The sequence below is a fragment of the Aeromonas sp. R1-1 genome (assembly GCF_040908495.1).
Classification (GTDB): domain Bacteria; phylum Pseudomonadota; class Gammaproteobacteria; order Enterobacterales; family Aeromonadaceae; genus Aeromonas; species Aeromonas veronii.
Window position 1 is genome coordinate 17,474 of sequence record NZ_JBFODV010000281.1, and the last position, 24,821, is coordinate 42,294.

General features: G+C 59.8%; 23 protein-coding genes and 1 pseudogene. 16 read left to right on the plus strand and 8 right to left on the minus strand.

Going from position 1 to position 24,821, the window contains the following annotated elements:
• Positions 1-142: 142 nt before the first annotated feature.
• Complete coding sequence (locus AB5Y92_RS19015) at positions 143-745, minus strand: peroxiredoxin C (protein WP_005337701.1); 603 nt, start codon at positions 743-745, stop codon at positions 143-145.
• Between the two features lie 146 nt (positions 746-891).
• On the opposite strand from AB5Y92_RS19015, the gene AB5Y92_RS19020 reads away from it, so the two are divergent.
• The 3 genes from AB5Y92_RS19020 (at position 892) to AB5Y92_RS19030 (ending at position 2,932) form a co-directional block, all read left to right on the plus strand.
• Positions 892-1,800 carry a hydrogen peroxide-inducible genes activator gene (locus AB5Y92_RS19020; protein WP_005337702.1) on the plus strand — a complete coding sequence of 303 codons (909 nt, stop codon included), beginning with the start codon at positions 892-894 and terminating at the stop codon, positions 1,798-1,800.
• Between the two features lie 194 nt (positions 1,801-1,994).
• Positions 1,995-2,444, plus strand: coding sequence for a C40 family peptidase (locus AB5Y92_RS19025; RefSeq protein ID WP_005337703.1), 450 nt, complete (start codon positions 1,995-1,997; stop codon positions 2,442-2,444).
• A 311-nt stretch (positions 2,445-2,755) separates the two neighbouring features.
• Entirely contained in the window at positions 2,756-2,932 is a 177-nt protein-coding gene (locus AB5Y92_RS19030; protein WP_005337704.1) for a hypothetical protein, read from the plus strand.
• A 168-nt stretch (positions 2,933-3,100) separates the two neighbouring features.
• Here AB5Y92_RS19030 and dsdC read toward each other — a convergent pair whose 3' ends face one another.
• Positions 3,101-4,045 carry a DNA-binding transcriptional regulator DsdC gene (gene dsdC / locus AB5Y92_RS19035; RefSeq protein ID WP_164536469.1) on the minus strand — a complete coding sequence of 315 codons (945 nt, stop codon included), beginning with the start codon at positions 4,043-4,045 and terminating at the stop codon, positions 3,101-3,103.
• A 223-nt stretch (positions 4,046-4,268) separates the two neighbouring features.
• Between dsdC and dsdX the strand changes: the two genes are divergently transcribed.
• The 3 genes from dsdX to AB5Y92_RS19050 all read left to right on the plus strand — a co-directional run bounded on the left by dsdX (position 4,269) and on the right by AB5Y92_RS19050 (position 7,439).
• Positions 4,269-5,606, plus strand: a complete 1,338-nt coding sequence (dsdX, locus tag AB5Y92_RS19040) for a D-serine transporter DsdX (RefSeq protein ID WP_368227390.1) — start codon at positions 4,269-4,271, stop codon at positions 5,604-5,606.
• A 16-nt stretch (positions 5,607-5,622) separates the two neighbouring features.
• The gene (locus tag AB5Y92_RS19045; protein ID WP_368227391.1) at positions 5,623-6,954 is read left to right on the plus strand and encodes a D-serine ammonia-lyase; all 1,332 of its coding nucleotides are present in this window, start codon (positions 5,623-5,625) and stop codon (positions 6,952-6,954) included.
• A gap of 308 nt (positions 6,955-7,262) precedes the next feature.
• Entirely contained in the window at positions 7,263-7,439 is a 177-nt protein-coding gene (locus AB5Y92_RS19050; RefSeq protein ID WP_005337712.1) for a hypothetical protein, read from the plus strand.
• A 71-nt stretch (positions 7,440-7,510) separates the two neighbouring features.
• On the opposite strand, the gene icd is transcribed toward AB5Y92_RS19050, so the two are convergent.
• Complete coding sequence (icd, locus tag AB5Y92_RS19055; RefSeq protein WP_040067883.1) at positions 7,511-8,764, minus strand: NADP-dependent isocitrate dehydrogenase; 1,254 nt, start codon at positions 8,762-8,764, stop codon at positions 7,511-7,513.
• Between the two features lie 156 nt (positions 8,765-8,920).
• Positions 8,921-9,796 (minus strand): AraC family transcriptional regulator, encoded by an 876-nt coding sequence (locus AB5Y92_RS19060; RefSeq protein ID WP_005361632.1) that lies wholly within the window; start codon positions 9,794-9,796, stop codon positions 8,921-8,923.
• A gap of 129 nt (positions 9,797-9,925) precedes the next feature.
• Here AB5Y92_RS19060 and manA point away from each other — a divergent pair, with 129 nt between their 5' ends.
• From manA to AB5Y92_RS19080, 4 genes are all read left to right on the plus strand, one after another.
• Positions 9,926-11,125, plus strand: coding sequence for a mannose-6-phosphate isomerase, class I (manA, locus tag AB5Y92_RS19065; protein ID WP_368227392.1), 1,200 nt, complete (start codon positions 9,926-9,928; stop codon positions 11,123-11,125).
• Between the two features lie 504 nt (positions 11,126-11,629).
• A complete protein-coding gene (locus AB5Y92_RS19070) occupies positions 11,630-13,522 on the plus strand; it encodes a PTS fructose transporter subunit EIIC (RefSeq protein WP_368227393.1) in 1,893 nt (630 codons plus the stop codon).
• Between the two features lie 233 nt (positions 13,523-13,755).
• Positions 13,756-14,508 (plus strand): DNA/RNA non-specific endonuclease, encoded by a 753-nt coding sequence (locus AB5Y92_RS19075; protein WP_368227394.1) that lies wholly within the window; start codon positions 13,756-13,758, stop codon positions 14,506-14,508.
• Between the two features lie 300 nt (positions 14,509-14,808).
• A complete protein-coding gene (locus AB5Y92_RS19080) occupies positions 14,809-15,912 on the plus strand; it encodes an ElyC/SanA/YdcF family protein (protein ID WP_368227395.1) in 1,104 nt (367 codons plus the stop codon).
• Positions 15,913-15,994: 82 nt separating this feature from the next.
• On the opposite strand, the gene AB5Y92_RS19085 is transcribed toward AB5Y92_RS19080, so the two are convergent.
• The gene (locus tag AB5Y92_RS19085; protein ID WP_368227396.1) at positions 15,995-16,369 is read right to left on the minus strand and encodes a DUF805 domain-containing protein; all 375 of its coding nucleotides are present in this window, start codon (positions 16,367-16,369) and stop codon (positions 15,995-15,997) included.
• A 367-nt stretch (positions 16,370-16,736) separates the two neighbouring features.
• On the opposite strand from AB5Y92_RS19085, the gene AB5Y92_RS19090 reads away from it, so the two are divergent.
• Positions 16,737-18,662, plus strand: a complete 1,926-nt coding sequence (locus tag AB5Y92_RS19090; RefSeq protein ID WP_368227397.1) for an NAD(P)-binding protein — start codon at positions 16,737-16,739, stop codon at positions 18,660-18,662.
• A complete protein-coding gene (locus AB5Y92_RS19095) occupies positions 18,659-19,864 on the plus strand; it encodes a cytochrome c (protein ID WP_139741367.1) in 1,206 nt (401 codons plus the stop codon). The genes AB5Y92_RS19090 and AB5Y92_RS19095 overlap by 4 nt, the downstream gene beginning before the upstream one ends.
• 88 nt (positions 19,865-19,952) lie before the next feature.
• Here AB5Y92_RS19095 and AB5Y92_RS19100 read toward each other — a convergent pair whose 3' ends face one another.
• The 3 genes from AB5Y92_RS19100 to AB5Y92_RS19110 form a co-directional block, all read right to left on the minus strand.
• Positions 19,953-20,288, minus strand: coding sequence for a DUF3634 family protein (locus tag AB5Y92_RS19100; protein ID WP_005353195.1), 336 nt, complete (start codon positions 20,286-20,288; stop codon positions 19,953-19,955).
• 106 nt (positions 20,289-20,394) lie between these two features.
• Positions 20,395-21,363: a nucleoside hydrolase gene (locus tag AB5Y92_RS19105; RefSeq protein ID WP_368227398.1), complete on the minus strand. Its 969-nt coding sequence runs from the start codon at positions 21,361-21,363 to the stop codon at positions 20,395-20,397.
• 219 nt (positions 21,364-21,582) lie between these two features.
• Complete coding sequence (locus AB5Y92_RS19110) at positions 21,583-21,876, minus strand: hypothetical protein (protein WP_005353197.1); 294 nt, start codon at positions 21,874-21,876, stop codon at positions 21,583-21,585.
• Positions 21,877-22,088: 212 nt separating this feature from the next.
• Between AB5Y92_RS19110 and AB5Y92_RS19115 the strand changes: the two genes are divergently transcribed.
• The 4 genes and pseudogenes from AB5Y92_RS19115 to AB5Y92_RS19130 form a co-directional block, all read left to right on the plus strand.
• The gene (locus AB5Y92_RS19115) at positions 22,089-23,534 is read left to right on the plus strand and encodes a coniferyl aldehyde dehydrogenase (protein ID WP_076494233.1); all 1,446 of its coding nucleotides are present in this window, start codon (positions 22,089-22,091) and stop codon (positions 23,532-23,534) included.
• 11 nt (positions 23,535-23,545) lie between these two features.
• Positions 23,546-24,166 (plus strand): TetR/AcrR family transcriptional regulator, encoded by a 621-nt coding sequence (locus AB5Y92_RS19120; RefSeq protein WP_069555480.1) that lies wholly within the window; start codon positions 23,546-23,548, stop codon positions 24,164-24,166.
• Positions 24,147-24,665, plus strand: a complete 519-nt coding sequence (locus AB5Y92_RS19125) for a hypothetical protein (protein WP_201937199.1) — start codon at positions 24,147-24,149, stop codon at positions 24,663-24,665. Before AB5Y92_RS19120 ends, AB5Y92_RS19125 begins: the two co-directional genes overlap by 20 nt.
• Positions 24,666-24,683: 18 nt before the next feature.
• Positions 24,684-24,821, plus strand: a pseudogene (locus AB5Y92_RS19130) (alcohol dehydrogenase); the annotation flags it as partial.

The window sequence follows — 24,821 nt, forward strand, 5'->3', positions numbered from 1 at the left end:
TGGAACGATGGAACGATGGAACGATGGAACGATGGAACGATGGAACGAGAAGAGTGTGACCGCAATGTCAGGAGATAGATAAATCTCAGGTATAAAAAAACCGGCGCCAAGACGCCGGTTCTTCAAGGAGAGTGCAGCCCGATTACAGGGAGTCAGCATTCTCGGACAGGTACTTGGCAACGCCGTCCGGAGAGGCTTGCATACCTTTTTTGCCTTTTTCCCACTGAGCCGGGCACACTTCGCCGTGCTCTTCGTGGAATTGCAGGGCATCGACCATGCGCAGCATCTCGTCGATGTTGCGGCCCAGCGGCAGATCGTTGACAACCTGATGGCGAACGACACCGTTCTTGTCAATCAGGAAGGAACCACGGAACGCCACACCGGCTTCCGGATGCTCAACGTCATAGGCTTTGCAGATTTCGTGTTTCACGTCGGCGATCAGCGGGTACTTGACCTGACCGATACCGCCATCTTCCACTTTGGTGTTGCGCCATGCATTGTGGGAGAACTGGGAATCGATGGAAACACCGATCACTTCCACGCCACGCTTCTGGAACTCTTCATAACGGTGATCGAAGGCAATCAGCTCGGACGGGCAGACGAAGGTGAAATCGAGCGGATAAAAGAAGACAACGGCAGCTTTGCCTTTGATGTGGGATGACAGGTTGAATGAATCAACGATCTCGCCATTACCCAGAACAGCTGCGGCGGTAAAATCGGGTGCGGGACGGCCTACCAATACCATATTCAATTCCTCTTTATGTGAAGTGAACAATCCGGTGAGGATTGGGCTACCTAGAGCCAAGTCCATCTAATTCAAGCGACAAACTATAGACCCGGTGGTAGATTAGTTAAATCAAATTAAATAGATAGCATTAATCGGGTTTTTCTATGCAACGTTGGCCCAGCCTCAAACAGCTGCAATATCTGGTCGCTCTCGATGAGCACAAGAACTTCAACCGCGCCGCCAAGGCCTGTCATGTCAGCCAGTCGACCCTGAGTACCGGGATCCAGACGCTGGAGGACATGATGAACCTGCAACTGGTGGAACGGGACCACAAGAGCTTCATTATGACCCCGGTCGGCATGGAAATCGTCGAGCGCGCTCGCAATTTGCTCTCCGATGCGCGGGATCTCATGGAGCTCGGGCAACATCAGGGCGGCGTGATGCAGGGGACGGTACGTCTGGGCTGCATTCCCACCATCGCCCCCTTCCTGCTGAGCAAGCTGCTCAAAGAATGCAGCAAAACCTATCCTGACCTCGAATTGTTGCTGCGTGAAGACACCACCAGCAATCTGCTCAAGCAGCTGGAACAGGGTCAGCTCGACTTGCTGATCCTCGCCCTGCCCATCGAGATCGGTGGATTTCACTGCAAGACCGTCGGCCAGGATCCGTTCCACATGGTGATGCCCGCCAGCATGGCGGCCGGTCTGCATACCCCGTTCGACTACAAGGAGCTGCCCAACCAGAGCATCTTCCTGCTGGAGCGGGAGCACTGCCTCACCGAGCACGCAGTGAGCGCCTGCCGCCTGCGGGACAAGAGCAAGATCAACCCGTTCGCCGCCACCAGCCTGCACACCCTGGTACAGATGGTGGAAGCGGGTCTTGGCACCACCTTCCTGCCGCAGATGGCCATCGATGCCGGCATTCTTGCCAACTCCGATCTGGTGGCCATCCCGCTGCCGGGAGAGACCTCCTATCGCGAGATCGGGCTGGTCTGGCGCCCCAGCACCACCCGGGTGCAGACCTTCTACAAGCTGGCCGAGCTGCTTAAACCGCTGATCAGCCACAACGAGTGACAACAAACGCCAGCCCTCGGGTTGGCGTTTTTCAGTTCCCCACCACATTTTTCCTCTCGGAGACTAGGTCTGGAGCCAGATCCCTGTTTATGATGGAAAAGTTGTCGCGTGCCCTCCTGCCCCCAGAACGATTTGGCAGGATATGGCGCTCGATAAATGTCTCGTTTGGTAGACCCGTCCGTGGAGAGAGCCCGATGTATCGCAAGCTGTTGCTATCCCTGCTGACTCTGCTGCTGGCCGCCTGTTCCAGCACGCCAGAGCCACCTCCGGCCCCCCGGCAGAGCAGTGCCTTTGATGGCTTCTACCAACAGTGGCGCGGAGTGCCCTACCGGATGGGCGGCGCCAGCCGCGCCGGGCTAGACTGCTCCGCCTTCACCCAGCTCGCCTACAGTCAGGTGCTGGGCTTTAACCTGCCAAGAACCACCGAATCTCAGGCCAGCATTGGCAAACCAGTGGATCGCTACCGGCTGCAACACGGGGATCTGGTCTTCTTCAAGACCGGCTGGCAACAGTACCATGTGGGGGTCTACACAGGTGCCGGCGAGTTTATTCACGCCTCCACCAGCAAGGGAGTGATCCGCTCCCGCCTCGACAACGTCTACTGGAACAGTCGCTACTGGCAGGCACGTCGGGTAACCCAGTAACCACTCAAACGCCTGCTTGCGGCACAAGTTGCGTGCCGATACTCTCCGTCAATTCCTGTCGCTATGTCGGGACACACAACCCGTGCTTATAACTCAATTGGCCCCAAAGCCTGCATATCACACCATTTTGTGATAAGGTGGTGACCAATTTTTAACACTTTCGCCGCTTTCTCATACGCTCTCTGTCCTGATTGACAACAAGCGCGGCGATAACAAGCAACGCGCGGCGAAAGTGGAGTGTGGCGCAACACTGCCGGACGGGTGTCCCACAGCTGCAGTATCAAGGGTTAAATAGATAAGGAGATCGTGCAATGAAACAGTATCAAAGCTGGCTGGGGCAATACCTGATGAGTCGCCGTGACGGTGACCACGCCATGGCATGCGAGATGGCGAGTTCCATCTGCGAGTTCTGGCAGCAGCAGGGTGATGAAAACGAACTGGACAAGTGGCAGCAGATTTACCAGAACCATCTGGAAAAGACCACCTGATCCCGACCGTTGCCTTGCTGCCAGCCACCCGGTGTTGGCAGCAAGGCCACTTGCGACCAACCACCATCAGCCAACCCCTCTCCCCCAATTTTCCCGCTACGTTAAACCGCTACCTTCGTTCACTCGCGCTTTACCATCTTCATTTTGCTCTTGCGCACCGGCCTCTGTTCATTCCATCTCGGCAGCCATTTCCTGCGCCCAGTCGATAAAGGCCTGGATCTTGGGACACGCCCGATTGGGCAGGGTCGCCATGTAATAACGCTGCTCGCACTTGACCTCCAGCCCGGCAAAAGGGGCCACCAGCTCGTTGCGTGCCAGTCGCTTGCTCACCAGATTCTTGCGCCCCATGGCGATCCCGGCGTGATTCATGGCGGCGATGATGGCGAGATCCGAGCGATCAAAACCCATGCTCAGCTGGCATGCCTCCAGGCTGACCCCGCCGTGGCGAGCCCAGCTGCTCCATTCGTCGGTATCCGAGTCAAATCCCCATGCCTGCCGATCATGAAGCAGACGGCACAAAGACAAGTTGGCTGGATTGCCGACAAGCCCGTGCTGCTCGGCATATTCCGGGCTGCAGACCGGCAGCATGAACTCATCCATCAGTGGGTGGATGGCAAGCCGCTCCGGGCTCTTCTCATCGAAATAGAGGGTCAAATCGATGCCATAACCATGCAGGTTGATGTTCTCGTTACCGGTGATGATATTGAGCTCGATCTGCGGATGCAGGCGGGAGAAATCAGCCAACCTGGGCACCAGCCAGCACTGGGCGATGGAGGGACGCGAATAGATGGTCAGGGTACCGGAGAGCTCCTGATTCTTGATCTCCAGGATCTCCTGATTGATGAACTCCAGCGAGGATTTGAGCGCCCAGAACACCCGCTGCCCATCCGCCGTCAGTACCACCTTGCGGTGAAAACGCTCAAAGAGCTTGAACCCCAGCTCCTCTTCCAGCGCGCTGATCCGGTGACTCACGGCACTGGGGCTCAGCGACAGCTCATCAGCTGCCATGGCAAAGGATCCGTGGCGGGCGGCCGCCTCGAAGGTGTGCAGCTTGGCCAACTGGTAGCCGCTCAGCAGCTTGTTGCGCGATATGTAATTATCCCCGTTATACATTCATCCCCCTCTTCGCAATAGCCGCCGATGATACACCCACAGGCCACCTTCAGGATGAAACCAAAAGACCCAAAGAGTGTGATTTCGATAAATTGTGACCAATGTAGCGCCTTTGCATCACCTCAACTCACCCAAGTGGTCGATTTCATCATTTGTCAGCCCCGCCCCATTTTCATTCAATAAGCGCATAAACAATCACACACAACAGATGTCGAGGCGCAGTATGAGTTCAGAGGTATGGGTCATCGCTACCTTGCTAAGTAGCATCGTTCTTATCGTGGTCACCATAGTGAAGGGCAAGGTGCATCCTTTCCTTGCCCTGCTGCTGGCCAGCTTCTATGTGGGCACCCTGATGGGGATGAACCCTCTCAAGATGGTCAGCGCCATGGAAGCGGGCATTGGTGGCACCCTCGGTTTTCTCGCCGCCGTCATCGGTCTTGGCACCATACTCGGCAAGATGATGGAGGTGTCGGGGGCTGCAGAGCGCATCGGCCTCGCCCTGCAGAGATGCCGCTGGCTCTCACCACAGGTCATCATGGTACTGGTCGGTCTGGTGTGCGGCATCACCCTGTTTGTCGAAGTGGGGGTAGTACTGCTGATCCCGCTCGCCTTCTCCATAGCCCGCAAGACCAGAACCTCGCTGCTGACCCTGGCCATTCCGCTCTGCACCGCCCTGATGGCCGTGCACTGCATCGTACCGCCCCACCCGGCAGCCCTCTACGTCACCAATCAGCTGGGCGCCGATGTGGGATCCGTCATCGTCTATGGTCTGGCGGTCGGGCTGTTTGCCTCGCTGGTGGGCGGTCCGCTGTTCCTCAAGCTGCTGGGTAACCGGATTCCATTCAAGGAGGTACCCGCTGCCTTTGCCGACATCAAGGCGCGCGATGAGGCAACTCTCCCGACCTTAAGCGCCTCGCTCTTTACCGTGCTGCTGCCCATCCTGCTGATGCTTGCCAAGACGGTCGCCGAGCTCAATATGGAGCACGCCAGCCACCTCTACACCGTGCTGGAGTTTATCGGCAACCCCATCACCGCCATGTTTATCGCAGCCTTCACCGCCTACTACGTGCTGGGGATCCGCCAGCAAATGAAGATGGAGGGACTGCTTAACAAGACCGAGGAGTGCTTCTCCTCCATCGCCAACATTCTGCTCATCATCGGTGCGGGTGGCGCCTTCAATGGGGTGCTCAAGGCAAGCGGCCTGGGCGATAGCCTGGCCACCATCCTCTCCCAGCTGGATATGCACCCCATTCTGCTCGCCTGGCTGGTGGCTATCGTGCTGCACGCCGCTGTGGGCTCCGCCACCGTCGCCATGATGGGCGCCACCGCCATCGTCTCCCCCATCATGGTGCACTACCCGAACATCAGCCCGGAGATCATGACCCTGGCCATCGGCTCCGGTGCCATTGGCTGCACCATGGTGACTGACTCTCTGTTCTGGCTGGTCAAGCAGTATTGCGGCGCCACCCTGAACGAAACGCTCAAGTACTACACCACCGCCACCTTTGTCGCCTCCCTAATGGCGCTGGCCGGTACCTTCCTGCTCTCCTTTATCGTGTAACAAGACCGAGAACACTATGAAAAACATCGACGTACAACAGCTCACAGCGCAATTTCCACTGGTGCAATCCCTGATCGCGCTTGAGCCAGTCACCTGGTTCAACCCCAACACCACCACTCTGGCTGCCGGTCTGCCCTATGTGGGGCTCGATAACAACAATGTGGCGGACGCTTCCGCTCGGCTGGCCCGCTTCGCCCCCTACATGTGCGAAGCCTTCCCCGAGACCCGCCCCAGCAACGGTATTCTGGAGTCCGAGATCGCCGCTATTCCGGCGATGCAGGCTACGCTCAACCAGCGCTACGGGGTTGAGGTCACCGGTCGACTGCTGCTGAAAAAAGACAGCCACCTGCCCATCTCAGGCTCCATCAAGGCCCGTGGCGGTATCTACGAGGTGCTGACTCACGCCGAACAGTTGGCGATCAAGGCTGGTCTGCTCTGCGAAGAGGATGACTACCGCAAACTGTTCAACGACGAGTTTCGCCAGTTCTTCAGCCAGTACAGCATCGCAGTGGGCTCCACCGGCAACCTTGGCATGTCCATCGGCATCATGAGCGCCAAGCTCGGCTTTACCGTCACCGTCCACATGTCAGCCGATGCGCGAGAGTGGAAGAAGCGCAAGCTGCGTGAACACGGCGTCATCGTGGTCGAATATGCCGAAGATTACGGGGTGGCGGTGGAGCAGGGGCGCAAAGAGGCCGAGCGCGATCCCAACTGCTTCTTTATCGATGACGAGAACTCCTGCACCCTGTTCCTCGGCTACTCGGTGGCGGGCGAGCGGGTGAAAAAGCAGTTCGACCAGATGGGTATCAAGGTGGATGCCGACCACCCGCTGTTTGTCTACCTCCCTTGCGGCGTGGGTGGCGGCCCGGGCGGCGTGGCCTTTGGTCTCAAGCTCGCGTTCGGAGACAACGTCCACTGCTTCTTCGCCGAGCCCACTCACTCCCCCTGCATGTTGCTGGGGGTCCACACCGGATTGCACGATGCCATTGCGGTGCAGGATCTGGGCATCGATAACCTCACCGCAGCCGACGGCCTCGCGGTAGGTCGCGCCTCCGGCTTCGTCGGCCGCGCCATGGAGCGGTTACTGGCGGGCTTCTACACCCTGAGCGATCAGGAGATGTATGACCTGCTGGGGCTGCTGGCGCGCGATGAGCAGATCACACTCGAGCCCTCCGCTCTGGCTGGTATGGCTGGCCCGTGGCGGGTGGCAGCTAATCCCGAGTGGCTCACCGGGCGCGGTTGCGATGCCGCAACCATGGCACAGGCCACCCATCTTGTGTGGGCCACCGGCGGTGGCATGGTGCCCGCCGAAGAGATGGCAAAGTACCTGGCCAGCGCCAAGATCTAGGCTGTTTCGCCACTTTTATCTGCAAATCAACCCGCCATCACGGCGGGTTTTCTGTTTTGGGAACAAGGGGATGGGGCAGTTCTGTCGCAATCCATGGCGACAATTTCCCCAAGTTGGTCAGTTTGTGCTAAAATGGCGCTCATTTTTTGACATCTCGCGTCACGTTCGCCGCCAGATGGCCCATCGGGCTCTCTGCCCGGGTCGTGACTTTGCACCATCATGCCTGATGATGTTCCCCCCAGGATGAGCCGACAGGCTTCCGTCAAGGTGGGCACCCTCAAGGGCACATGAGATAAGGAGATCGGGTAATGAAACAATATCAAAGCTGGCTGGGAGATTATCTGATGAGTCGACGTGACGGAGATCACGCGATGGCTTCGGAACTTGCCAACACCATCTGCGCCTTCTGGAAGGCCCAGGGTGATGAAGCAGAAACCAGCAAATGGCAGCAACGCTATCAGCAACACGTAGAGCAGGCGCAATAAGCCCCTGCACTCTTTCACGATAAAAAACCGGCGCACATGGCGCCGGTTTTGCGTTTCTGGCAAGCAGCAGATTACATCTGGTCGATCATGTCCTGAGCAAACTGGGAGCAGGAGCGCAGGGTGGCCCCTTCCATCAGACGCTCGAAGTCATAGGTGACGGTCTTGTTGCGGATCGCCGCTTCCATCCCCTTGATGATGAGATCGGCCGCTTCGACCCAACCCATGTGGCGCAGCATCATCTCGGCGGAGAGGATGAGGGAACCCGGGTTAACCTTGTCCTGACCGGCATATTTCGGCGCAGTACCGTGGGTCGCCTCGAACAGGGCCACGCCGTCACCGATGTTGGCACCCGGTGCGATACCGATACCGCCTACCTGAGCGGCCAGCGCGTCGGAGATGTAGTCGCCGTTGAGGTTCATACAGGCGATGACGTCATACTCGGCCGGGCGCAGCAGGATCTGCTGCAGGAAGGCGTCGGCGATGACATCCTTGATGACGATGGTCTTGCCGGTTTTCGGGTTATTGAAGGAGCACCATGGGCCGCCATCGATCAGCTGGGCACCGTACTCGTTCTGGGCCAGAGCATAGCCCCAATCCTTGAAGGCACCTTCGGTGAACTTCATGATGTTGCCCTTGTGCACCAGAGTCACAGAGTCGCGATCGTTGTCGATGGCATACTCGATGGCGGCACGCACCAGACGCTCGGTACCGGCCTTGGACATCGGCTTGATGCCGATACCACAGGACTCGGGGAAGCGAATTTTCTTCACGCCCATCTCGTTTTGCAGGAAGGCGATCACCTTGTTCGCTTCGGCACTGTCGGCCTTCCACTCGATGCCGGCGTAGATGTCTTCGGCGTTTTCGCGGAAGATCACCATGTCGGTCAGATCAGGACGTTTCACCGGGCTCGGGGTGCCGTCGTAGTAACGCACCGGGCGCAGGCAGATGTAGAGATCCAGCTCCTGACGCAGGGCCACGTTGAGGGAGCGGATACCGCCACCGACCGGAGTAGTCAGCGGGCCCTTGATGGCCACGCAGTATTCGCGAATGAAATCCAGGGTTTCGGCCGGCAGCCAGGCACCTTCGCCATAGACATGAGTCGATTTCTCGCCGGTATAGATCTCCATCCAGGCGATCTTGCGCTCGCCCTTGTAGGCTTTCTCGACCGCAGCATTCACCACATTCAACATGGCAGGGGTTACGTCAACACCGATGCCATCCCCTTCAATAAACGGAATGATCGGATGGTTGGGAACCTGCAGCTTGCCGTTGGCATCGACTGTGATTTTCTGACCCTGGGTCGGGATTACTACTTTGCTTTCCATCGGCATCTCCTAACTTCCGTTTGTTATCAACTTGTTTGTTGCGCGCGGCCATCTTAGCCCATTCATTTTCATAATAAAACGACAAGAAAGCATGTCAGACCAAAGAGGTAGCCACCCGCCAGTGCGCCGTCACCACGCCTTCCCGACACAGCCCCGTTATCCCTCCAGCTCGCTGGCCGCAGCCTGCGGCTGACTCAGGGAACGGTACTGCGAAGGGGTCAAGCCGGTCTTCTGTTTGAACACCCGGCAGAAGTAGTTCACGTCACTGTAACCGCAGCGACTGGCCACCTCTTCAAGACGAAAACGGTACTTTTTCAGCATGAATTTGGCCCGATCGATCCGCACCCAGCTGATGTAATCGGCAAGGCGCATATGACCCTGCTCGCGGAACAGGTGGGAGAGATGGCTGGCCGAGACGTTGAAGCGGTGGGCAATGGAGTCACGGGTGATGGGACGGTGAAAGTTCTCTTGGATATAGATGCAGATCCCGTGAAAGAGCTCTGCCCCCCGTGGCCGATCCGTGGCGGACTCCAGCAACAGCTGACGGGCACTCGCCAGCAGGGCCTGCAGCAGGTGATCATCGGTGGGGGAACGACCGGGATCCTCGGTCAGTACGTTCAGCGCCGCCAAAATGTGTTCGATCACATGACCCGCTCGCGCCATGATGCTGTGTTTTTGCACATCGAAAAAGTCCGGATCTTCACGGCGCTTGCTCACCAGGCTGAAGCCGAGCTGGCGCTTGCCAAACAGCAGGCTCAGTACTGAGCAGTCGGTGGTCCAGAGCGGCTTGTTCCAGCCGTTGGGAGGGATATAGAGCGCCTGTCCCGGCAATACACTGATCTCTCTGACCCCCTCCTCCCTGTCCCAAATTTGGTTGAGATACTCGCCGCTAAAGACCAGCTCGAGGCGGGGAAAGTTGACCTGATAGCTGAAACTGGGTGGCACCCCCTGTTCACTGGCAAACCAGATTTGGTCAAATGGAACCTGTTCGCTCAGGGCTCCGTCGAGCAGTTGGCTGAAGATGAGAGACATGGTGATCCTGATCAAGAGAGAGGCAAGCGGTTGCGGCGCGCACGACCGCCCATGTTATAGTCCGGTCCACAGCAGTAATGCCACCCTTTTCTGCACCCGATTTTCTTCAAACTAGACGAGGCGTCCCTTATGAGCAGTAGCGATCTGCCCTCCTTTCTGTTGATGCAAAACCCGATTCAAGGCTATGACTGGGGCAGTCATGACTCCCTCACCACCCTGTTTGGCATTCCCAACCCGCAAGGCAAACCCCAGGCCGAGCTCTGGATGGGGGCTCACCCCAACGGCTGCTCCGAGGTGACGCTGGCGGGCAGTGTGCAAAAGCTCTCTTCGGTGATCGACAGGGCTCCGGCCGCCGCGCTGGGTGAGGCCACCTTCGCCCGTTTTGGCAGCCTGCCGTTCCTGTTCAAGGTGTTGTGTGCCGAGAAGGCTCTCTCCATTCAGGTGCACCCGAGCAAGGCTCAGGCCGAAGCGGGCGTTGCCAAAGAGGAGGCCGCAGGCATCGATATCAAGGCGAGCAATCGCAACTACAAGGACCCGAACCACAAACCTGAGCTGGTCTTTGCCCTCACCCCCTATCAGGCGATGAACGGCTTTCGCGCCATCCCGGCCATTCTGGCACTGTTCGAGCGGGTCAATCTGACGGCCATCGCCGATCTGACCGCAGCCCTTGCCGCCAGCCAGAATGAAGCGGGCCTGCAGCACTTCTTCCACCAGCTGCTGGTACTGGAAGGGGCGCGCAAGGACGAGGCGTTGGCAGGGCTGCTGACCTATGCCGCCGCCCATCAGGATGAGGAGACATTTGCCCTCATCACCAGTCTGGCGGCCCAGTACCCGGGAGATGTGGGTCTGTTCTCGCCGCTGCTGCTCAACGTGGTGACGCTTGAGCCCGGTCAGGCGATGTTCCTCGATGCCTGCACCCCGCACGCCTATGTGCGCGGCACCGGCCTCGAGATCATGGCCAACTCGGACAACGTGCTGCGCGCCGGCCTCACCCCCAAATACATCGATGTGGCAGAGCTCTTGGATTGCACCCGCTGCTTGCCCAAGCCGGACGACCAGATCCTGCTGGCCCCCCGCTGTGATGGTGCGGTACAGCACTTCGACGTGCCGGTACCTGACTTCACTTTCAGCGTCTACCCGGCTGGCGAGCATCAGCTCACAACTGCCAGCGCCGAGATCCTGTTTGCCATCGATGACACAGTGACCCTCAAGCAAGGCGAACAGTCACTGCGTCTGGAAAAGGGGCAATCAGCTTTTATTCCTGCAGCGACTGGCAGTTATCAACTGCTGGCCGAAGGACGGGTCGCCCGCGCCGGCAACCGCTGCTAACTCGCACATCCTGGGGCTACGCCTCATCCGAATATGCACAAGGGCCATCAATGATGGCCCTTGTTTTTTATCCCCTGCCATCCCCTTTCACCGCTTAATCACACGGTTGACCAGACTCATAGAGTTATCTCCCTCCCAACTTAGTGACAATAAAATCACTTGATGCGCCTGCTATTTGCCAACCAGCTCACACTATTGACCCATAACAAATCACACAAATATCCATTCCATCACAGGAAACTCATCATCGACCTGGACACTCAGATAAGATTTTGCACGAACAAAACCAAAATAAGCTATTGATATTAAATGACTAAATTCATGTCCACATAGAATTTAATCATCACACCAAAACGAGATGAGAGTCACAGCTCATTCTTGCCAGCACAAAAATCCAGTAAACGGCACATTTGTCCGATTTCGGCACCGCGCCAACGGGAGAACAATATCTAGGTCAATTGTTCCCCCCATCATGCGGCTCGGCAACGGAGCCAGGAGAGTAATATGTTACCCACCATGACCAACGGCAGACTCATCTGCCTGGAGTTGAAGGCCACCAGCAAGGAGGCCCTGTTCGACGAGATGGCACAGATGCTGGCGCGCGATGGCGCCGTGTCTGATCAACAGCAATTCGTCAAGGATATCTGGGCCCGCGAGCAGCTGGACTGCACCGGCTTCGAGCAGGGTGTCGCCCTGCCCCACGCCAAGAGCAAGGCGGTCAGTCGTCCGGCCATTGCCATCGGTGTCAGCCGCCAAGGTATCGAGTACGGCGCCGAAGATGGCAAGCCGACCCAGCTGATCTTCATGATCGCCTCACCGGATGGCGGCGCCAACCACCACATCGAAGTGCTGGCGGAGCTCTCTACCCGTCTGCTGGAACCGGGTTTTATCGAGCAGATGAAGGCGGCCACCACTGTCGAACAAGCCCTGACCCTGCTCAAGCAAGGCCCGAAAGCGGAAAAACCGGCGCCAGCCGCCAAACCGGCAGCCACTGCCCCGGCGGCCCCCGAAGAGCGCACCTTCAAGGATCGCCTCAACACCATGAAGCAGCACCTGCTGTTTGGTACCTCCCACATGATCCCCTTCATCGTGGCAGGCGGTGTGCTGCTGTCATTGTCGGTGATGATGAGCGGCAAGGGCGCCGTGCCGGAGGCGGGCTTCCTCAAAGACATGGCCACCATGGGTATCGCCGGTCTGACTCTGTTTACTGCCGTACTGGGTGGCTACATCGCCTACTCGCTGGCTGACAAGCCGGGCCTGGCCCCGGGCATGATCGGCTCCTGGATTGCCGTTCAGCACTATCAAACCGGTTTCCTTGGCGCCATTCTGGTTGGCTTTATCGCAGGTTTCGTGGTCAATCAGCTCAAACGGATCAAGCTGCCTGACTCAATGGCCTCCCTTGGTTCCATCTTCATCTATCCGCTGATCGGTACCTTCCTGGTGTGTGGCATCGTGATGTGGGGGATCGGTGCCCCGATCGCCGCCATGATGGAAGGGATGAACCACTGGCTCTCCAGCATGGCGGGCTCAGGTAAAGTGATGCTGGGTGCCATTCTGGGTGGTATGACCGCCTTCGATATGGGCGGCCCGGTCAACAAGGTTGCGACCCTGTTTGCCCAGACTCAGGTCAACACCCAGCCCTGGCTGATGGGCGGCGTCGGTATCGCCATCTGTGTACCGCCGCTCGGTATGGCACTGGCGACCTTTATGTCTCCGAAGCGTTACAAGAAAGAGGAGCGTGAATCCGGTAAAGCGGCCGCCATCATGGGCATGATCGGGATCAGTGAAGGTGCTATCCCGTTCGCCGCGGCTGACCCCATGCGTGTTATCCCGGCCATCGTCGCAGGCGGCATCGTCGGCAACATCACCGGCTTCATGATGCACAGTATCAACCACGCCCCCTGGGGTGGCTGGATTGTCCTGCCGGTTGTTGAAGGCAAGATGGGCTACATCTTGGGTACCATCCTCGGCGCCCTGACCACCGCCATCATCGTCAACCTGCTGAAGAAGCCGGTGAGCGAAGAAGATGACGTGACCGCCACCCAAACCTACTTCGAAGTCATTGAAGCGGAAGGAGAAGCGGACGTACTGGCCATCACTGCCTGCCCGTCTGGCGTAGCCCACACCTTCCTGGCCGCCAAAAGCCTGCAGAAGGCCGCTGCCCAGCAGGGGATCAAGATCAAGGTCGAGACCCAGGGCGCCAACGGCATCATCAACCGCATTACCGCCAAGGATGTCGCCAACGCCCGCTGCGTCATCTTCGCCCACGACGTGGCTATCAAGAACCGCGAGCGCTTCACCGATATCGAGGTCATCGACGTGAAGACCAAGGAGGCGATCCACAATCCGGAAGCACTGTTGGCCCGCACGCTGGGCAACAAGGCCAACGCCGCCTGATAGCAGTCAGACCAACCAGTACAAGGGGCCCATCACGGGCTCCTTTTCGTTGCCTGCCGAGCAACCGCATATCATCCCACCGACCAAGCCACTGATTTAAAACATATTAACCAGTCACATCACGGATCTTGGCGAGCCGTCACAGAACGGTGACGTGTAAAAAAACAGCAATTGAAGCGCTGGTCAGATCTCATGTCAAATGGCTCCGCCTACTAAACTGGAGCATCACAAAAATGATAAAAATCAATAAATTGGTTCTGGCTGTTACCCTCACCCTCACTGCCACCCCCTTGCTGGCCGCCCACTGGGAGTGCGGTGAGCACGTGCGCTTCGGCCTGCCCTCCGAATCGGATCAGAAGCTCTGCCGTGAAGGGTATGCCGTCGGCTACAACTACGACTACAAGGTGGCGGACTGGGTCTCCTACCGGATGACCGCCCAGAGCGCACAGGGCACAGTGCCGCGCAAGGATGCCTTCGCCGAGGACAGGGAGATCCCGGTCGCCTACCGCGCCACCCTCTCCGACTACAAGGGCTCGGGCTACGACCGTGGCCATCAGGCCCCGGCGGGGGACATGAAATCGAACAAGAACACCATGAAAGAGAGCTTCCTGCTGAGCAACATGACGCCGCAGATCGGGGTGCTCAACCAGAAGGCGTGGCGCGTGCTGGAGGACAAGGTGAACAAGTGGGCGGTCTCCCGCAAGGATGTGCAGGTGATCACCGGCCCCATCTTTACCGGCTCTGAAGAGTCCATCGGTCAGGGTGTGGCGATCCCGAGCGCCTACTACAAGATCGTGATGGATCCGGCCAAACTGCAGGCCATCGCCTTTATCATGCCGCAGGAAGAGGTGCCCATCAGCCAGATCGCCGACTACCGGGTGTCGGTGCGCGAGGTGGAGGAGCAGACTCACCTCAACTTCTTCAGCGATATGCCCGAAGAACAGCAGGAGACACTGGAAGCCCGTGTCTCCCCGATGTGGAACTGACCGCGAACACTCACCAACAGATGGATTGACACCCCATCTGTCTTGCATCGCAACAGAGGGAGGGGGAGTCACGCTCCCCCTGCCCTTTTCAGATGGCAGCTGACCCGTTGCGGCCATTTTTGCGGCCACAGGAGTGGCATCACCCGACGACCCGTCCCGACTCACAGTTTGCCACGCCGTTAGCTGCTATATTGCCCCCTCTTTGGCACTAACAGACTGAATCGACGCATATTTGCCTTATCCCATCGGCCCACAAGCCGGCGCACCACGGCGCGATTCAGCCCGACAGAGGACCTTTTGATGAAACAGACCCTTCTTGCCCTCACCCTCGGCGGCCTGCTGGCGCTCTCGCCCCTCGCCCTGCAAGCGGCCGAGAGCTCGATGCAAATGGAGCACGACCTCAATACCCTGGTCAGCAAGCGCCAGGCGGTGGACATGCTGCTCGGCGAAGCGCTGCAGATCTACAAGTCGCCAGCCAAGATCTCCCACGCCGGTTTTACCGCCAAGATGCCGAGCAATATGGAGCTGGTGACCGAGCGGCTGCTGGCCGCCTACCAGCTTGAGCCCTACCGCACCGACCTGCTCATCTCGGCGGCCAACGCCCAGATCTACAACGGCAACCTGAGCCGCGCCATCACCTTGCTGGAGCAGGCGCAGGCCGTCGCCCCCGATGATCTCGACATCAACAGCTATCTCGCCCTCTGGCAGCTGGTGAAGGGTAACAAGGAGGCTTCCCGCAGCTATCTGGCGAAAGTGGCGGATCGCAACAGTGGCCGCGCCGCCGATCTGGAAGAGATCATCGCCCGGGTGCAGCGGATCACCGCCGCCCCGCTGCAAACCGAACTGACCGAGGATCAGGTGAAGGCCAGCAGGGAGGGCAAACGCGCCATCGTCACCCTGGGCTACGCTCTCAATCCCGACGGCAGCATGGACAAGATCCTGCTGGGCCGGCTGCAAACCACCCTTGAGCTGGCCAAGGCCGATCCGGAAGCGCTGATCATCCTGACCGGCGGCGTGCCCCAGAACCGCCAGACCGAGGGCAAGCTGATGGCTGACTGGCTGGCCAACCACGGCATCGACCGCAGCCGCCTGATTGAAGAGAACTACGCCACCAGCACGGTGGATAACGCCCTCTACAGCGCCTATGCCCTCGCCCGCCACCAGATTGACTATGCGGTGCTGGTAAGCTCCGCCAGCCATGTACGCCGCGGCCAGACGGTACTGGAAATCGCCTGCGACCAGATTGGCCCGGCCAACATCAAGGTGGCGAGCGTCAGCTACCCCGACAAGCCCCTCGAGGAGCTGGCCACCCCGAGCGAGAGCGAGCTGCTCGGCATCTACCGCGACGCCCTGCGCACCTACGGCATGTGGAGCTACCGATCCGCCCCGCTAATCGAGCGTTGATCCGCCATCAACACGAAAAAGAGAGGGAGGCGTGATGCCTCCCTCTCTTTTTATTGACCGATTATTAGCCAAGCCTCGCCCGTTAGCTGACGATAAAGCCCTGCGAGGGGGGCGCTTTGGGATCGTCACCGAAGCGGTTTGGCCCCTGCTGGCCATTGCAAACCATAAAGTAGATAAGCACCAGGGTGCCGATAACGGGGATGAGTCCGAGCAACAGCCACCAAGCGCTGTGATCGGTGTCGTGCAGGCGACGGGCCGCCACCGCCAGCGAGGGCAGCAGCACAGCCAGCGAATAGATGGAGCTGATCAGCTCCTTGTCGCCGCCAATCAGCTTGTCCACCATGCCGAGCAACAGCATGACGATGACGTTGCACAGCACAAACATCCAGTATTCGGTGCGACGGGCCCGCCCGCTGAATACCGCATATTGCTTGAGGACCGAGATATACCAGTTCATTGCGCCTCCTGAGTGGCCTTTATGCCTATGAATAAAAAAGAGAGTTGATAAAACAAGTAGTTAAGAGCTTAGCGCGATCATCCCCCCGAGTCGACAATGACGCCCGAACGCCTCCCAAACTAATCAGCTGCGGCAATCATTGACCGACCGAGCCGAGAGATAATTTGCCCTGCAACAGGGCAAATCCCCCCCATCAGCGCATCACTCTCGTCACAAGCAGGAAAATGGTGCTTAATAATCCATTAGCAATCGTATGGACTCAGCGTGAGGATAGCGGTAGATTCGGCGCCCAATCCTGAACAGGATCTGTGTCTCCCTCCCATAATGAATCCACTTATTCATTACTTCTCCTAACACAGGGATAGCCATGAGTATTACACGCAGAGATTTTCTCAACGGCGTTGCCATCACCATTGCGGCAGGCGTCGCCCCCATCAATCTGCTCAAGGCTGCCGAAGGCGGCAGCACGCTGGCGGATAAAACCCTGGCCTACCCGCCCGCCCTCACCGGCCTGCGCGGCAACCACCCGGGCTCTTTCGAACCGGCCCACAGCATCGCCCGTGACGGCAAGCAGTATGATTTTGCCAATATTCCCCTAGAGGGAGAGTACGATCTGGTGATCGTCGGCGCCGGGATCAGCGGTCTGGCCGCCGCCTGCTTCTATCAGCAACTGCTCGGCGCGGATAAAAAGATCCTGCTGCTCGACAACCACGACGACTTTGGCGGCCACGCCAAGCGCAACGAGTTCACCACCCCCGATGGCCTGCGTCTGGGTTACGGCGGCAGCGAATCCCTGCAATCACCGCGTTCGGTCTACAGCCCGGTGGCGCTCGGTCTGCTCAAGGCGCTGGAGGTCAACATCGACGAGCTGGCCGCCGGTTTCCAGCAGACCTTCTATCCGGATCTGGGGCTGAGCCGCGGCGTCTATTTCGACGAGAAGCATTTTGGCGTCAACAAGATAGTGAACGGCGATCCGGGCCACAACGTAGCGGACGATATCCCGCGCGATCGCCTGAACGGCCGGCCGCTGGCAGAATTTATCGGTGACTTCCCCCTCGATGATGCCGACAAGGCCGCCCTGTTGGCCCTGCACGAATCGAAGATCGACTACCTGAGCGGCATGACCCGCGAGCAGCAGGACGAGTGGGTGACTCGCAACAGCTACACCACCTTCCTGCGCGATAAAGTGGGTCTCAGCGAGCGGGCGATCACTTACTTCCAGCAGCGCACCAACGACTTCCAGGCGGTCGGCATCGACGCCACCGCCTGCGCCGATGCACGCCTCTGCGCCTTGCCGGGTTTCGACGGCCTCAATCTGACGCCGCTGGATGCCGAGGAGCAGGCGGAGCTGGACGACCCCTACATCTTCCACTTCCCCGATGGCAACGCCGGTCTCACCCGCCTGATGGTGCGCAAGCTCATTCCGCAGGTGGCGCCGGGTCACACCATGCAGGATGTGGTGTTGGCCAAGTTTGACTACAGCAAGCTCGACCTGCCTGAGCACAAGGTGCAGCTGCGTCTTGGCAGTACCGCCCTGCAGGCCAAAAACGTGCGCCTCGCCGACGGCAAGCTGGCGGTGGATGTCACCTACATCAAGGAGGGGAAACTGCACCGGGTGCGGGCCAAACAGTCGATCATGGCTGGCTACAACATGATGATCCCCTACATGGTGCCCGAGATGCCGGAGCCCCAGAAGGAGGCGCTGCGCCAGAATGCCAAGGCGCCGCTGGTCTACACCAAGGTGGTGGTCAAGAACTGGCAAGCCTTCGTCAAGCTGGGGGTACACGAGGTCTACTCCCCCGCCGCACCCTACAGCCGGGTCAAGCTCGACTATCCGGTCAGCATGGGTGGCTACGAGCATCCCAAGAGCCCGGATCAGCCGATGTGCCTGCACATGGTCTATGTGCCGACCCTGCCGGGCAGCGGTCTGTCGGCCCGCGAACAGTCCCGCAAGGGGCGCGCCATGATCCTCGGCATGCCGTTCGAGCAGCATGAACAGATGATCCGCGAACAGCTGCAGGGGATGCTCGGCAGCGCCGGTTTCAACCATGAGCAGGACATCCTCGCCATCACGGTCAACCGCTGGTCTCACGGTTACTCCTATGTCACCAACACCCTGTTTGATGACGAAGCGCAGTGCGAAAAATGGATTGAACTGGGTCGCCAGCCGATCGGCAACATAACCATCGCCAACTCGGATGCAGGCTGGAGCCCCTACGCCCACGCCGCCATCGACGAAGCGTGGCGCGCCGTCAACGAGCTGGTAGCCATGAGCAAGGGAGGTGCCCAATGAACCGCGCCCTGTCACTGACCGCCAGCGCCCTGCTGCTAGCCCTGCCCGCCCTTGCCGCCAACGCAGCCCCCGCCATGTCGGCAGGCGAATACGTGGCCAAGCTGGGCGATTGCGCCGCCTGCCACACCAGCGAAACCAGCAAGCCGCTGGCGGGCGGCAAAGGGTTCCCGACCCCTATCGGTACCGTATTTGCCACCAACATCACCCCCGACAAGACCCACGGTATCGGCAACTACAGCCTGCCGGAGTTCATCAAGGTGATGCGCGAAGGGGTGGCCCGCGACGGGCATCGCCTCTATCCGGCCATGCCCTACACCGCCTACGCCAAGATGAGCGATAAAGATCTCGAAGATCTCTATCACTACCTGATGAAGGAGGTGCAACCGCTGGCCATCGCCAACAAGGAGAGCGACATCCCCTGGCCGCTCAACATGCGCTGGCCGCTGATGGGCTGGAACTGGGTCTACCACGATGACAGCCGCTTCACCCCGGTCGCAGGCAAGAGCGAAGAGTGGAACCGTGGCGCCTATCTGGTGCAGGGTGCCGGTCACTGCGGCAGCTGCCACACTCCGCGCGGGCTTGGCATGCAGGAGAAAGCGCTGACCGAGGCGGACCCTGTCTACCTGAGCGGTGCGGCGCTGGATGGCTGGTATGCCCCCGATATTCGCGGCAGCCGTTACAGCAAGCAGGCGCTGATCGACCTGCTGAAAACCGGCCGCAGCCAGCATGAAGCGGTCGCGGGCCCCATGGGGGAAGTGATCACTCACAGCAGCCAGTATTTCAGCGACGCCGATCTGGCCAGCATCGCCACCTATCTCACCGATCTGAAAGATGAACCGGTGGCGGAGAAAGGGGCCCGCGCCTACGCCAGTGCCAGCGGCAAGGCGGACTACGCCATGTACTGCTCCACCTGTCACGGGGTCAACGGCCAGGGCAATGACCACGTCATCCCCTCGCTGGTCAACAACCGCACCGTGCTGGCGAGCGATCCGTCGAGCCTGATCAATGTGCTGCTGCACGGTGCCGAGACCCCGGTCACCCACGGCCATCTGGGTTACCACATGCCGGGCTATGGCTGGACCATGGATGACGAGCGGCTCGCCGAGCTGGTCAACACCCTGCGCGCCTCCTGGGGCAATGAAGGCACCGCCGTCAAGGCGGCGGCGGTCAAGGCCCAGCGCGAGCTGCACGGCAAGGAGTAAGGGCGGTCAGCTCTCTCTTGGCCAAGTGCCATAAAAAACGGGCCTCCACTGGAGGCCCGTTTGCTATTGATGAACCAGGTTCCGGTGCTTATCCCTTGCGGGATTTTGGCCCCGGCAGTGGCGCCGTTGGCTGGCGGTAATCGCCATAGGGGAAGATATTGCGAAACCGCTGGGCCACCGGCTCGGGGATGGAGCGGGAGAAGATCAGCTTTACACCATCGCCATCGCGCTGCCCCACAATGCGCCCACGCACCGTGTCGTGGCGCAGGATCTGCTTGGCATGCTCAATAAAGGCGGGTGACACCTTGCCCTGCTTGACCACTACCTTGCCGGGTGCAAGACGGATCTCGAACAGGGCGCCACGCCCCAGCTTCATCAACCACCAGATCAGGGCTATCGCCACTATCAAGGAAATCCAGGCCATCTTCATCCCTCCCAAGCTCTTGATATAAGGCAGTATAAGCGGCCGTGCGCTCCGATTGTTTGGCGCCGATCACAGCCCCCGCGTCAGCGCAATAGCGCCTCTTAGCTCAGCAATCCTTGCCCCAGCCCACCAGCGTCTCGCGATAGAGCGCCAGCAAGGCTTCATCGCGCACCGCCACCCCGACCTGCTGCGGGCGATAGGCTGCCCAGTCATCGTGGGAGTGGCGTTTGCCATCGAACTTTTGCAGGGTGTGGCCGATGGCCGGGCCGCTGGTGATCACCCGCACCGGCCCCTCGCGCAGGGTAAAGAGGGTCGGATCAATCACATAGGCGATGGCGGACGGGTCGTGGACATGGCAACCGGAGAGCCCCAGCTTCTCGGAGTAGAAGCGCAGGTAGAAGCGGCTCACATCCCACAGGAAGCGGCCCGGCTCCCCTGCCTTGTCCCTGAGCTCATCCAAATAGGCGCTGCTGAAGAAGCTCTGCTGAGTCACATCCAGCCCGATGATCACTACCGGCCAATCGGCGGTAAAGACCCGGTCGGCGGCATCGGGATCGTCGTGGATATTGGCCTCGGCATAGGGGGTCACGTTGCCGCGATGGCCGTTGACGCCAAAGGCGCCGCCCATCACTACCACCTGTTTCACCAGAGAGACAATCTCGGGCGCCTGTTGTAGCGCCAGCGCCAGATTTGTCAGCGGGCCGATAGTGACGAGGGTGATCTCCCCCGGCGCGGCTTTCACCGCCTCGACAATATATTGCCAAGCGGGGCGGGGATCCGGGGTTATGGTCACCTCCCCCGCCTCCATGTCGCCAAAGCCGCTCGGGCCGTGGACTATGGTGGTGGGGCCGACCGGCTCGCGCAGCAGCGGGGCGGCAGCGCCTTTGGCCACATCCACCTTCATGCCGTACTTCTGCTTGAGCCAGAGGGCGTTGCGGGTGCCATTGTCGATGGTGGCGTTACCAAAAACTGTGGTGATGGCGAGCAGCTCGATGGCGGGGTGGGCCTCGGCAAACAGGATGGCCATGGCATCGTCGATACCCGGATCGGTATCCAGAATGATTTTATGGGTCATGATAAATTCCTACGGTGACAAACCCTGCGACAAAAGGGAGAGTCTACCCGGCTGACGGCCTCGTATCCCGGCATGGGATCACAGAGCGGGCCTTTGCTCCCGGCAGCGGGGGCGCTGCTGGTGACAATTAGCATAAAAAACGCGGCCCTGTTGCCAGCGCCGCGCCCTTTATCGTTGTTCGTTATCTGCTATCTGGCAGTGATCTGCCTGACCGGATCCTCAGTGTTTGCGGTGCCAGCGTGGTGAGGTCGCCTTCTCCCCCCAAGGGGTGACGCAGGGGAGCAGTGCCCCTTCAATCACCATCTCGCTGCCTGCCAGCGCTTCGGCGATCTTCTGGTGCAGCACCCGCAGTACCTTGCCCTCGTGCTCGGCCAGAGAGTGGCCCGCGGCAAAGAATTCCGGCTGATATTGCAGTGCCAGCTTCTGGGCGAATTCGTAGGTGTTGAAGCAATCCGGCATCCGCTCAACCACATCTTCAAGCCGGGCCAACAAGCTGTTCAGTTCCCTGGTCATAGTGCTCTCTCCGTGTAGGTTAATAGCCAAAAACTACCCCTTATTAGATAAGTCACCAACGAGCAAACCACAAAAGTGTGGGGAGACACACAGTTCTCTCTTGCGTCCAGCTCGTGGTGAACGGCAGACAGCTTGCCAGCTTTACATTCCGGTAACAAACAGCTAGATTTAGACCGACTAATCAGTCGGTCATTTTTCATGCGGAGAACAACATGGGTGCGGCGCAGCTTCAACACACTCCTGAGGATATCCTCGCCATCAAATTGTCCCTGCCGGATCAGCTGGCGCGGCTCAAGCGGGCGAGTCTGGCTCACCCCATGCCAACCCTGGCCGAGCGCCGGGCGCAGCTGACCAAACTCAAGCAGGCATTGCTCGCCCACAAGGGGCAGCTGTGCAAGGCGCTGGCAGCAGATTATGGCCAGCGCAGCCACTACGACAGCCTGATCGCCGATGTGCTGCCCTGCATCATGCAGATCAACTACACCCAGAAGCGGCTCAAACGCTGGATGCAGCCCCACCGCCGCCACACCGGCCTGCTGCTGGCCCCCGCCAAAGTAGAGGTGCACTTCCAGCCGCTCGGGGTGGTCGGCATTATCGTGCCATGGAACTTTCCGGTGATGCTGAGCCTCGGCCCCCTCATCACCGCCATCGCAGCGGGCAACCGGGCGATGCTGAAACTCTCCGAGTTCACCCCCCATACCAATGCCGTGCTGCGCACCATGCTCACCAGCGTGTTTGACGAAAACGAGATCGCCATCATCGAGGGAGATGCCCAGATGGCGGCGGCGTTCAGCTCACTGCCGTTCGATCACCTGCTCTTTACCGGCTCCACCATGGTGGGCAAGCTGGTGATGGCTGCCGCCGCGCCCCAGCTCACCCCCCTCACCCTTGAGCTGGGTGGCAAGAGCCCCTGTCTCATCGCCCCCGACATGCCGGTCGTCACCGCGGTCGAGCGGATGATCTTCGGCAAGAGCCTCAACGCCGGGCAGATCTGCGTCGCCCCCGACTATGTGCTGCTGCCCCGCAGCGAGGTGGATAACTTTATCGCCGCCTATCGCCGCCACTTCAGCAAGCTCTACCCGCAGGGGCTCAATAGTGCTGACTACGGCGCCATCATCAACGACCGCCAGTATCAACGTCTCGTCAGCTGGCTGGATGAAGCCGAGCAGGCGGGTGCCCAGCTCCACCCCTGTGGCAGCCCGGCCCGCGATGACCAGCGTCGCCTGCTGGTGCCCCACCTGCTGACCGGGGTGCCGGGTCAGTGTCAGGTGATGCAGCAGGAGATCTTCGGGCCGCTGCTGCCGCTCATTCCCTACGACACCCTGGAGGAGGCACTCGCCTATGTGGCCGAGCGACCCCGCCCGCTGGCCCTCTATCTGATGAGCTTTGACCCCGAGCTGCAGGCACGAGTGACCCGGGAGACCCACTCCGGCGGCATGGCGATCAACGAGAGCCTGTTTCAGGTGGCTGCCGACGATGTGCCGTTTGGCGGCATCGGCGCCTCCGGCATGGGCCACTATCACGGCCACGAGGGGTTTCTTACCTTCTCCAAGGCAAAAACCGTGCTGACCCGCGGCAAGTTCACCACCGGCTCCCTGATCCATCCGCCCTACCACAGCTGGATCCAGAAGCTGATGATGGCCTTCTTCCTGCGCTGATGGAGATGACCATGAACCAGGCTATCCCGCAGCCACAAACCATGACCGACAAGCGCCGCCAGATCCTGGATGCCGCCCTCGCCCTCTGCGCCGAAGATGGCCTGCAGGGGGCCGCCACCGCCCGTATCGCCAAGGCGGCCGGGGTGGCCAACGGCACTCTGTTCCACCACTTTCCGAGCAAGGAGGCACTGATCCTCGCCCTCTATCAGGATGTGAAAACCCGGATGGGGAGCGCCATCCATGAAGCAGATCCCACCCTGCCGCTGTACGACCAGACCCGCCACTACTGGCAGCTGGCGATGGAGTGGATGCAGGCTAACCCCAATGAGCTCAAATTCGTGCTGGGCTTCTTTCACTCTCCGCTGTTGGCCAGACCAGCCCGCAGCCAGATCCTGAACGATGCCCTGCGCTTTCTGCCTGCCCTGCTGGCAAAGGGGCAGGCCAGCGGCGAGCTGATGCAGGCCCCCGCGCCACTGTTGCTGGAGGTGTGTCAGGGCCAGTTCCTCGCCTGCGCATCACTGTTTGTCGATCAACCGGAGCTGGGAGAGGACGACTACTGGCAAGCCAGTGCGTTCGCCCTCTTCTGGTCAGCCATCTCAGGAGCCAACCCCTATGACAACTCCGACCGTTGAATCTCTGGCCGCACTTGGCCGCCGCCTCTGGATCACCACACTGCTCTGGGTGGTGGGTCGTACCCTCTGCCGCGCCGCCCGCACCGATGAGGCGGTACGCCGCGAATTGGCGCCGTTGCCGGACGGGTTGGCAATCCGCCTCGAAGTGGGCGGCATCGGCTACGCCATGAACATGCACAAGCAGGGGGGCCGCTGGTATCCCGGTGCGCCAGTCGCCCCCCATGCCACCATTCATCCGCTGCGGGTGCGCTTCAAGCATCCCAATATCGCCTTTCGCGCCCTGAGTTTTCGGCTCGGGGTCAATCAGGCATTTGGCGAAAACCGGCTGCTGGTGGAGGGGGACCTGACCGTTGCCATGCATCTGGTACGGGGGCTTGAACAGTTGCAGTCCCTGATCCTGCCCGCCTTTATCGCGCGGCCGCTGCTGCGCCACTATCCAGCCCCGACCAACAAGATCGGCCGGGCCTGCAACATCTATCTGGGTCTGGTGACCGGCTAACGCGCAAGGAGCCTTGAAATGAGCCGCTATTACGATTTTTTCTGCCCGGTCAAACTGCTGGCCGGTGAACAGGCGCTGGAGCAGCTGGCCAGCGAGCTGGCCAGCCTCGGGGCCCGTCGCCCGCTGCTGCTGACCGACAAGGGGGTCAATGCCACC

Coding starts and splice junctions, on each gene's coding strand:
- AB5Y92_RS19015 (WP_005337701.1), bottom strand. CDS start 745: ATGGTATTGGTAGGCCGTCCCGCACCCGATTTTACCGCCGCAGCTGTT.
- AB5Y92_RS19020 (WP_005337702.1), top strand. CDS start 892: ATGCAACGTTGGCCCAGCCTCAAACAGCTGCAATATCTGGTCGCTCTC.
- AB5Y92_RS19025 (WP_005337703.1), top strand. CDS start 1,995: ATGTATCGCAAGCTGTTGCTATCCCTGCTGACTCTGCTGCTGGCCGCC.
- AB5Y92_RS19030 (WP_005337704.1), top strand. CDS start 2,756: ATGAAACAGTATCAAAGCTGGCTGGGGCAATACCTGATGAGTCGCCGT.
- dsdC (WP_164536469.1), bottom strand. CDS start 4,045: ATGTATAACGGGGATAATTACATATCGCGCAACAAGCTGCTGAGCGGC.
- dsdX (WP_368227390.1), top strand. CDS start 4,269: ATGAGTTCAGAGGTATGGGTCATCGCTACCTTGCTAAGTAGCATCGTT.
- AB5Y92_RS19045 (WP_368227391.1), top strand. CDS start 5,623: ATGAAAAACATCGACGTACAACAGCTCACAGCGCAATTTCCACTGGTG.
- AB5Y92_RS19050 (WP_005337712.1), top strand. CDS start 7,263: ATGAAACAATATCAAAGCTGGCTGGGAGATTATCTGATGAGTCGACGT.
- icd (WP_040067883.1), bottom strand. CDS start 8,764: ATGGAAAGCAAAGTAGTAATCCCGACCCAGGGTCAGAAAATCACAGTC.
- AB5Y92_RS19060 (WP_005361632.1), bottom strand. CDS start 9,796: ATGTCTCTCATCTTCAGCCAACTGCTCGACGGAGCCCTGAGCGAACAG.
- manA (WP_368227392.1), top strand. CDS start 9,926: ATGAGCAGTAGCGATCTGCCCTCCTTTCTGTTGATGCAAAACCCGATT.
- AB5Y92_RS19070 (WP_368227393.1), top strand. CDS start 11,630: ATGTTACCCACCATGACCAACGGCAGACTCATCTGCCTGGAGTTGAAG.
- AB5Y92_RS19075 (WP_368227394.1), top strand. CDS start 13,756: ATGATAAAAATCAATAAATTGGTTCTGGCTGTTACCCTCACCCTCACT.
- AB5Y92_RS19080 (WP_368227395.1), top strand. CDS start 14,809: ATGAAACAGACCCTTCTTGCCCTCACCCTCGGCGGCCTGCTGGCGCTC.
- AB5Y92_RS19085 (WP_368227396.1), bottom strand. CDS start 16,369: ATGAACTGGTATATCTCGGTCCTCAAGCAATATGCGGTATTCAGCGGG.
- AB5Y92_RS19090 (WP_368227397.1), top strand. CDS start 16,737: ATGAGTATTACACGCAGAGATTTTCTCAACGGCGTTGCCATCACCATT.
- AB5Y92_RS19095 (WP_139741367.1), top strand. CDS start 18,659: ATGAACCGCGCCCTGTCACTGACCGCCAGCGCCCTGCTGCTAGCCCTG.
- AB5Y92_RS19100 (WP_005353195.1), bottom strand. CDS start 20,288: ATGGCCTGGATTTCCTTGATAGTGGCGATAGCCCTGATCTGGTGGTTG.
- AB5Y92_RS19105 (WP_368227398.1), bottom strand. CDS start 21,363: ATGACCCATAAAATCATTCTGGATACCGATCCGGGTATCGACGATGCC.
- AB5Y92_RS19110 (WP_005353197.1), bottom strand. CDS start 21,876: ATGACCAGGGAACTGAACAGCTTGTTGGCCCGGCTTGAAGATGTGGTT.
- AB5Y92_RS19115 (WP_076494233.1), top strand. CDS start 22,089: ATGGGTGCGGCGCAGCTTCAACACACTCCTGAGGATATCCTCGCCATC.
- AB5Y92_RS19120 (WP_069555480.1), top strand. CDS start 23,546: ATGAACCAGGCTATCCCGCAGCCACAAACCATGACCGACAAGCGCCGC.
- AB5Y92_RS19125 (WP_201937199.1), top strand. CDS start 24,147: ATGACAACTCCGACCGTTGAATCTCTGGCCGCACTTGGCCGCCGCCTC.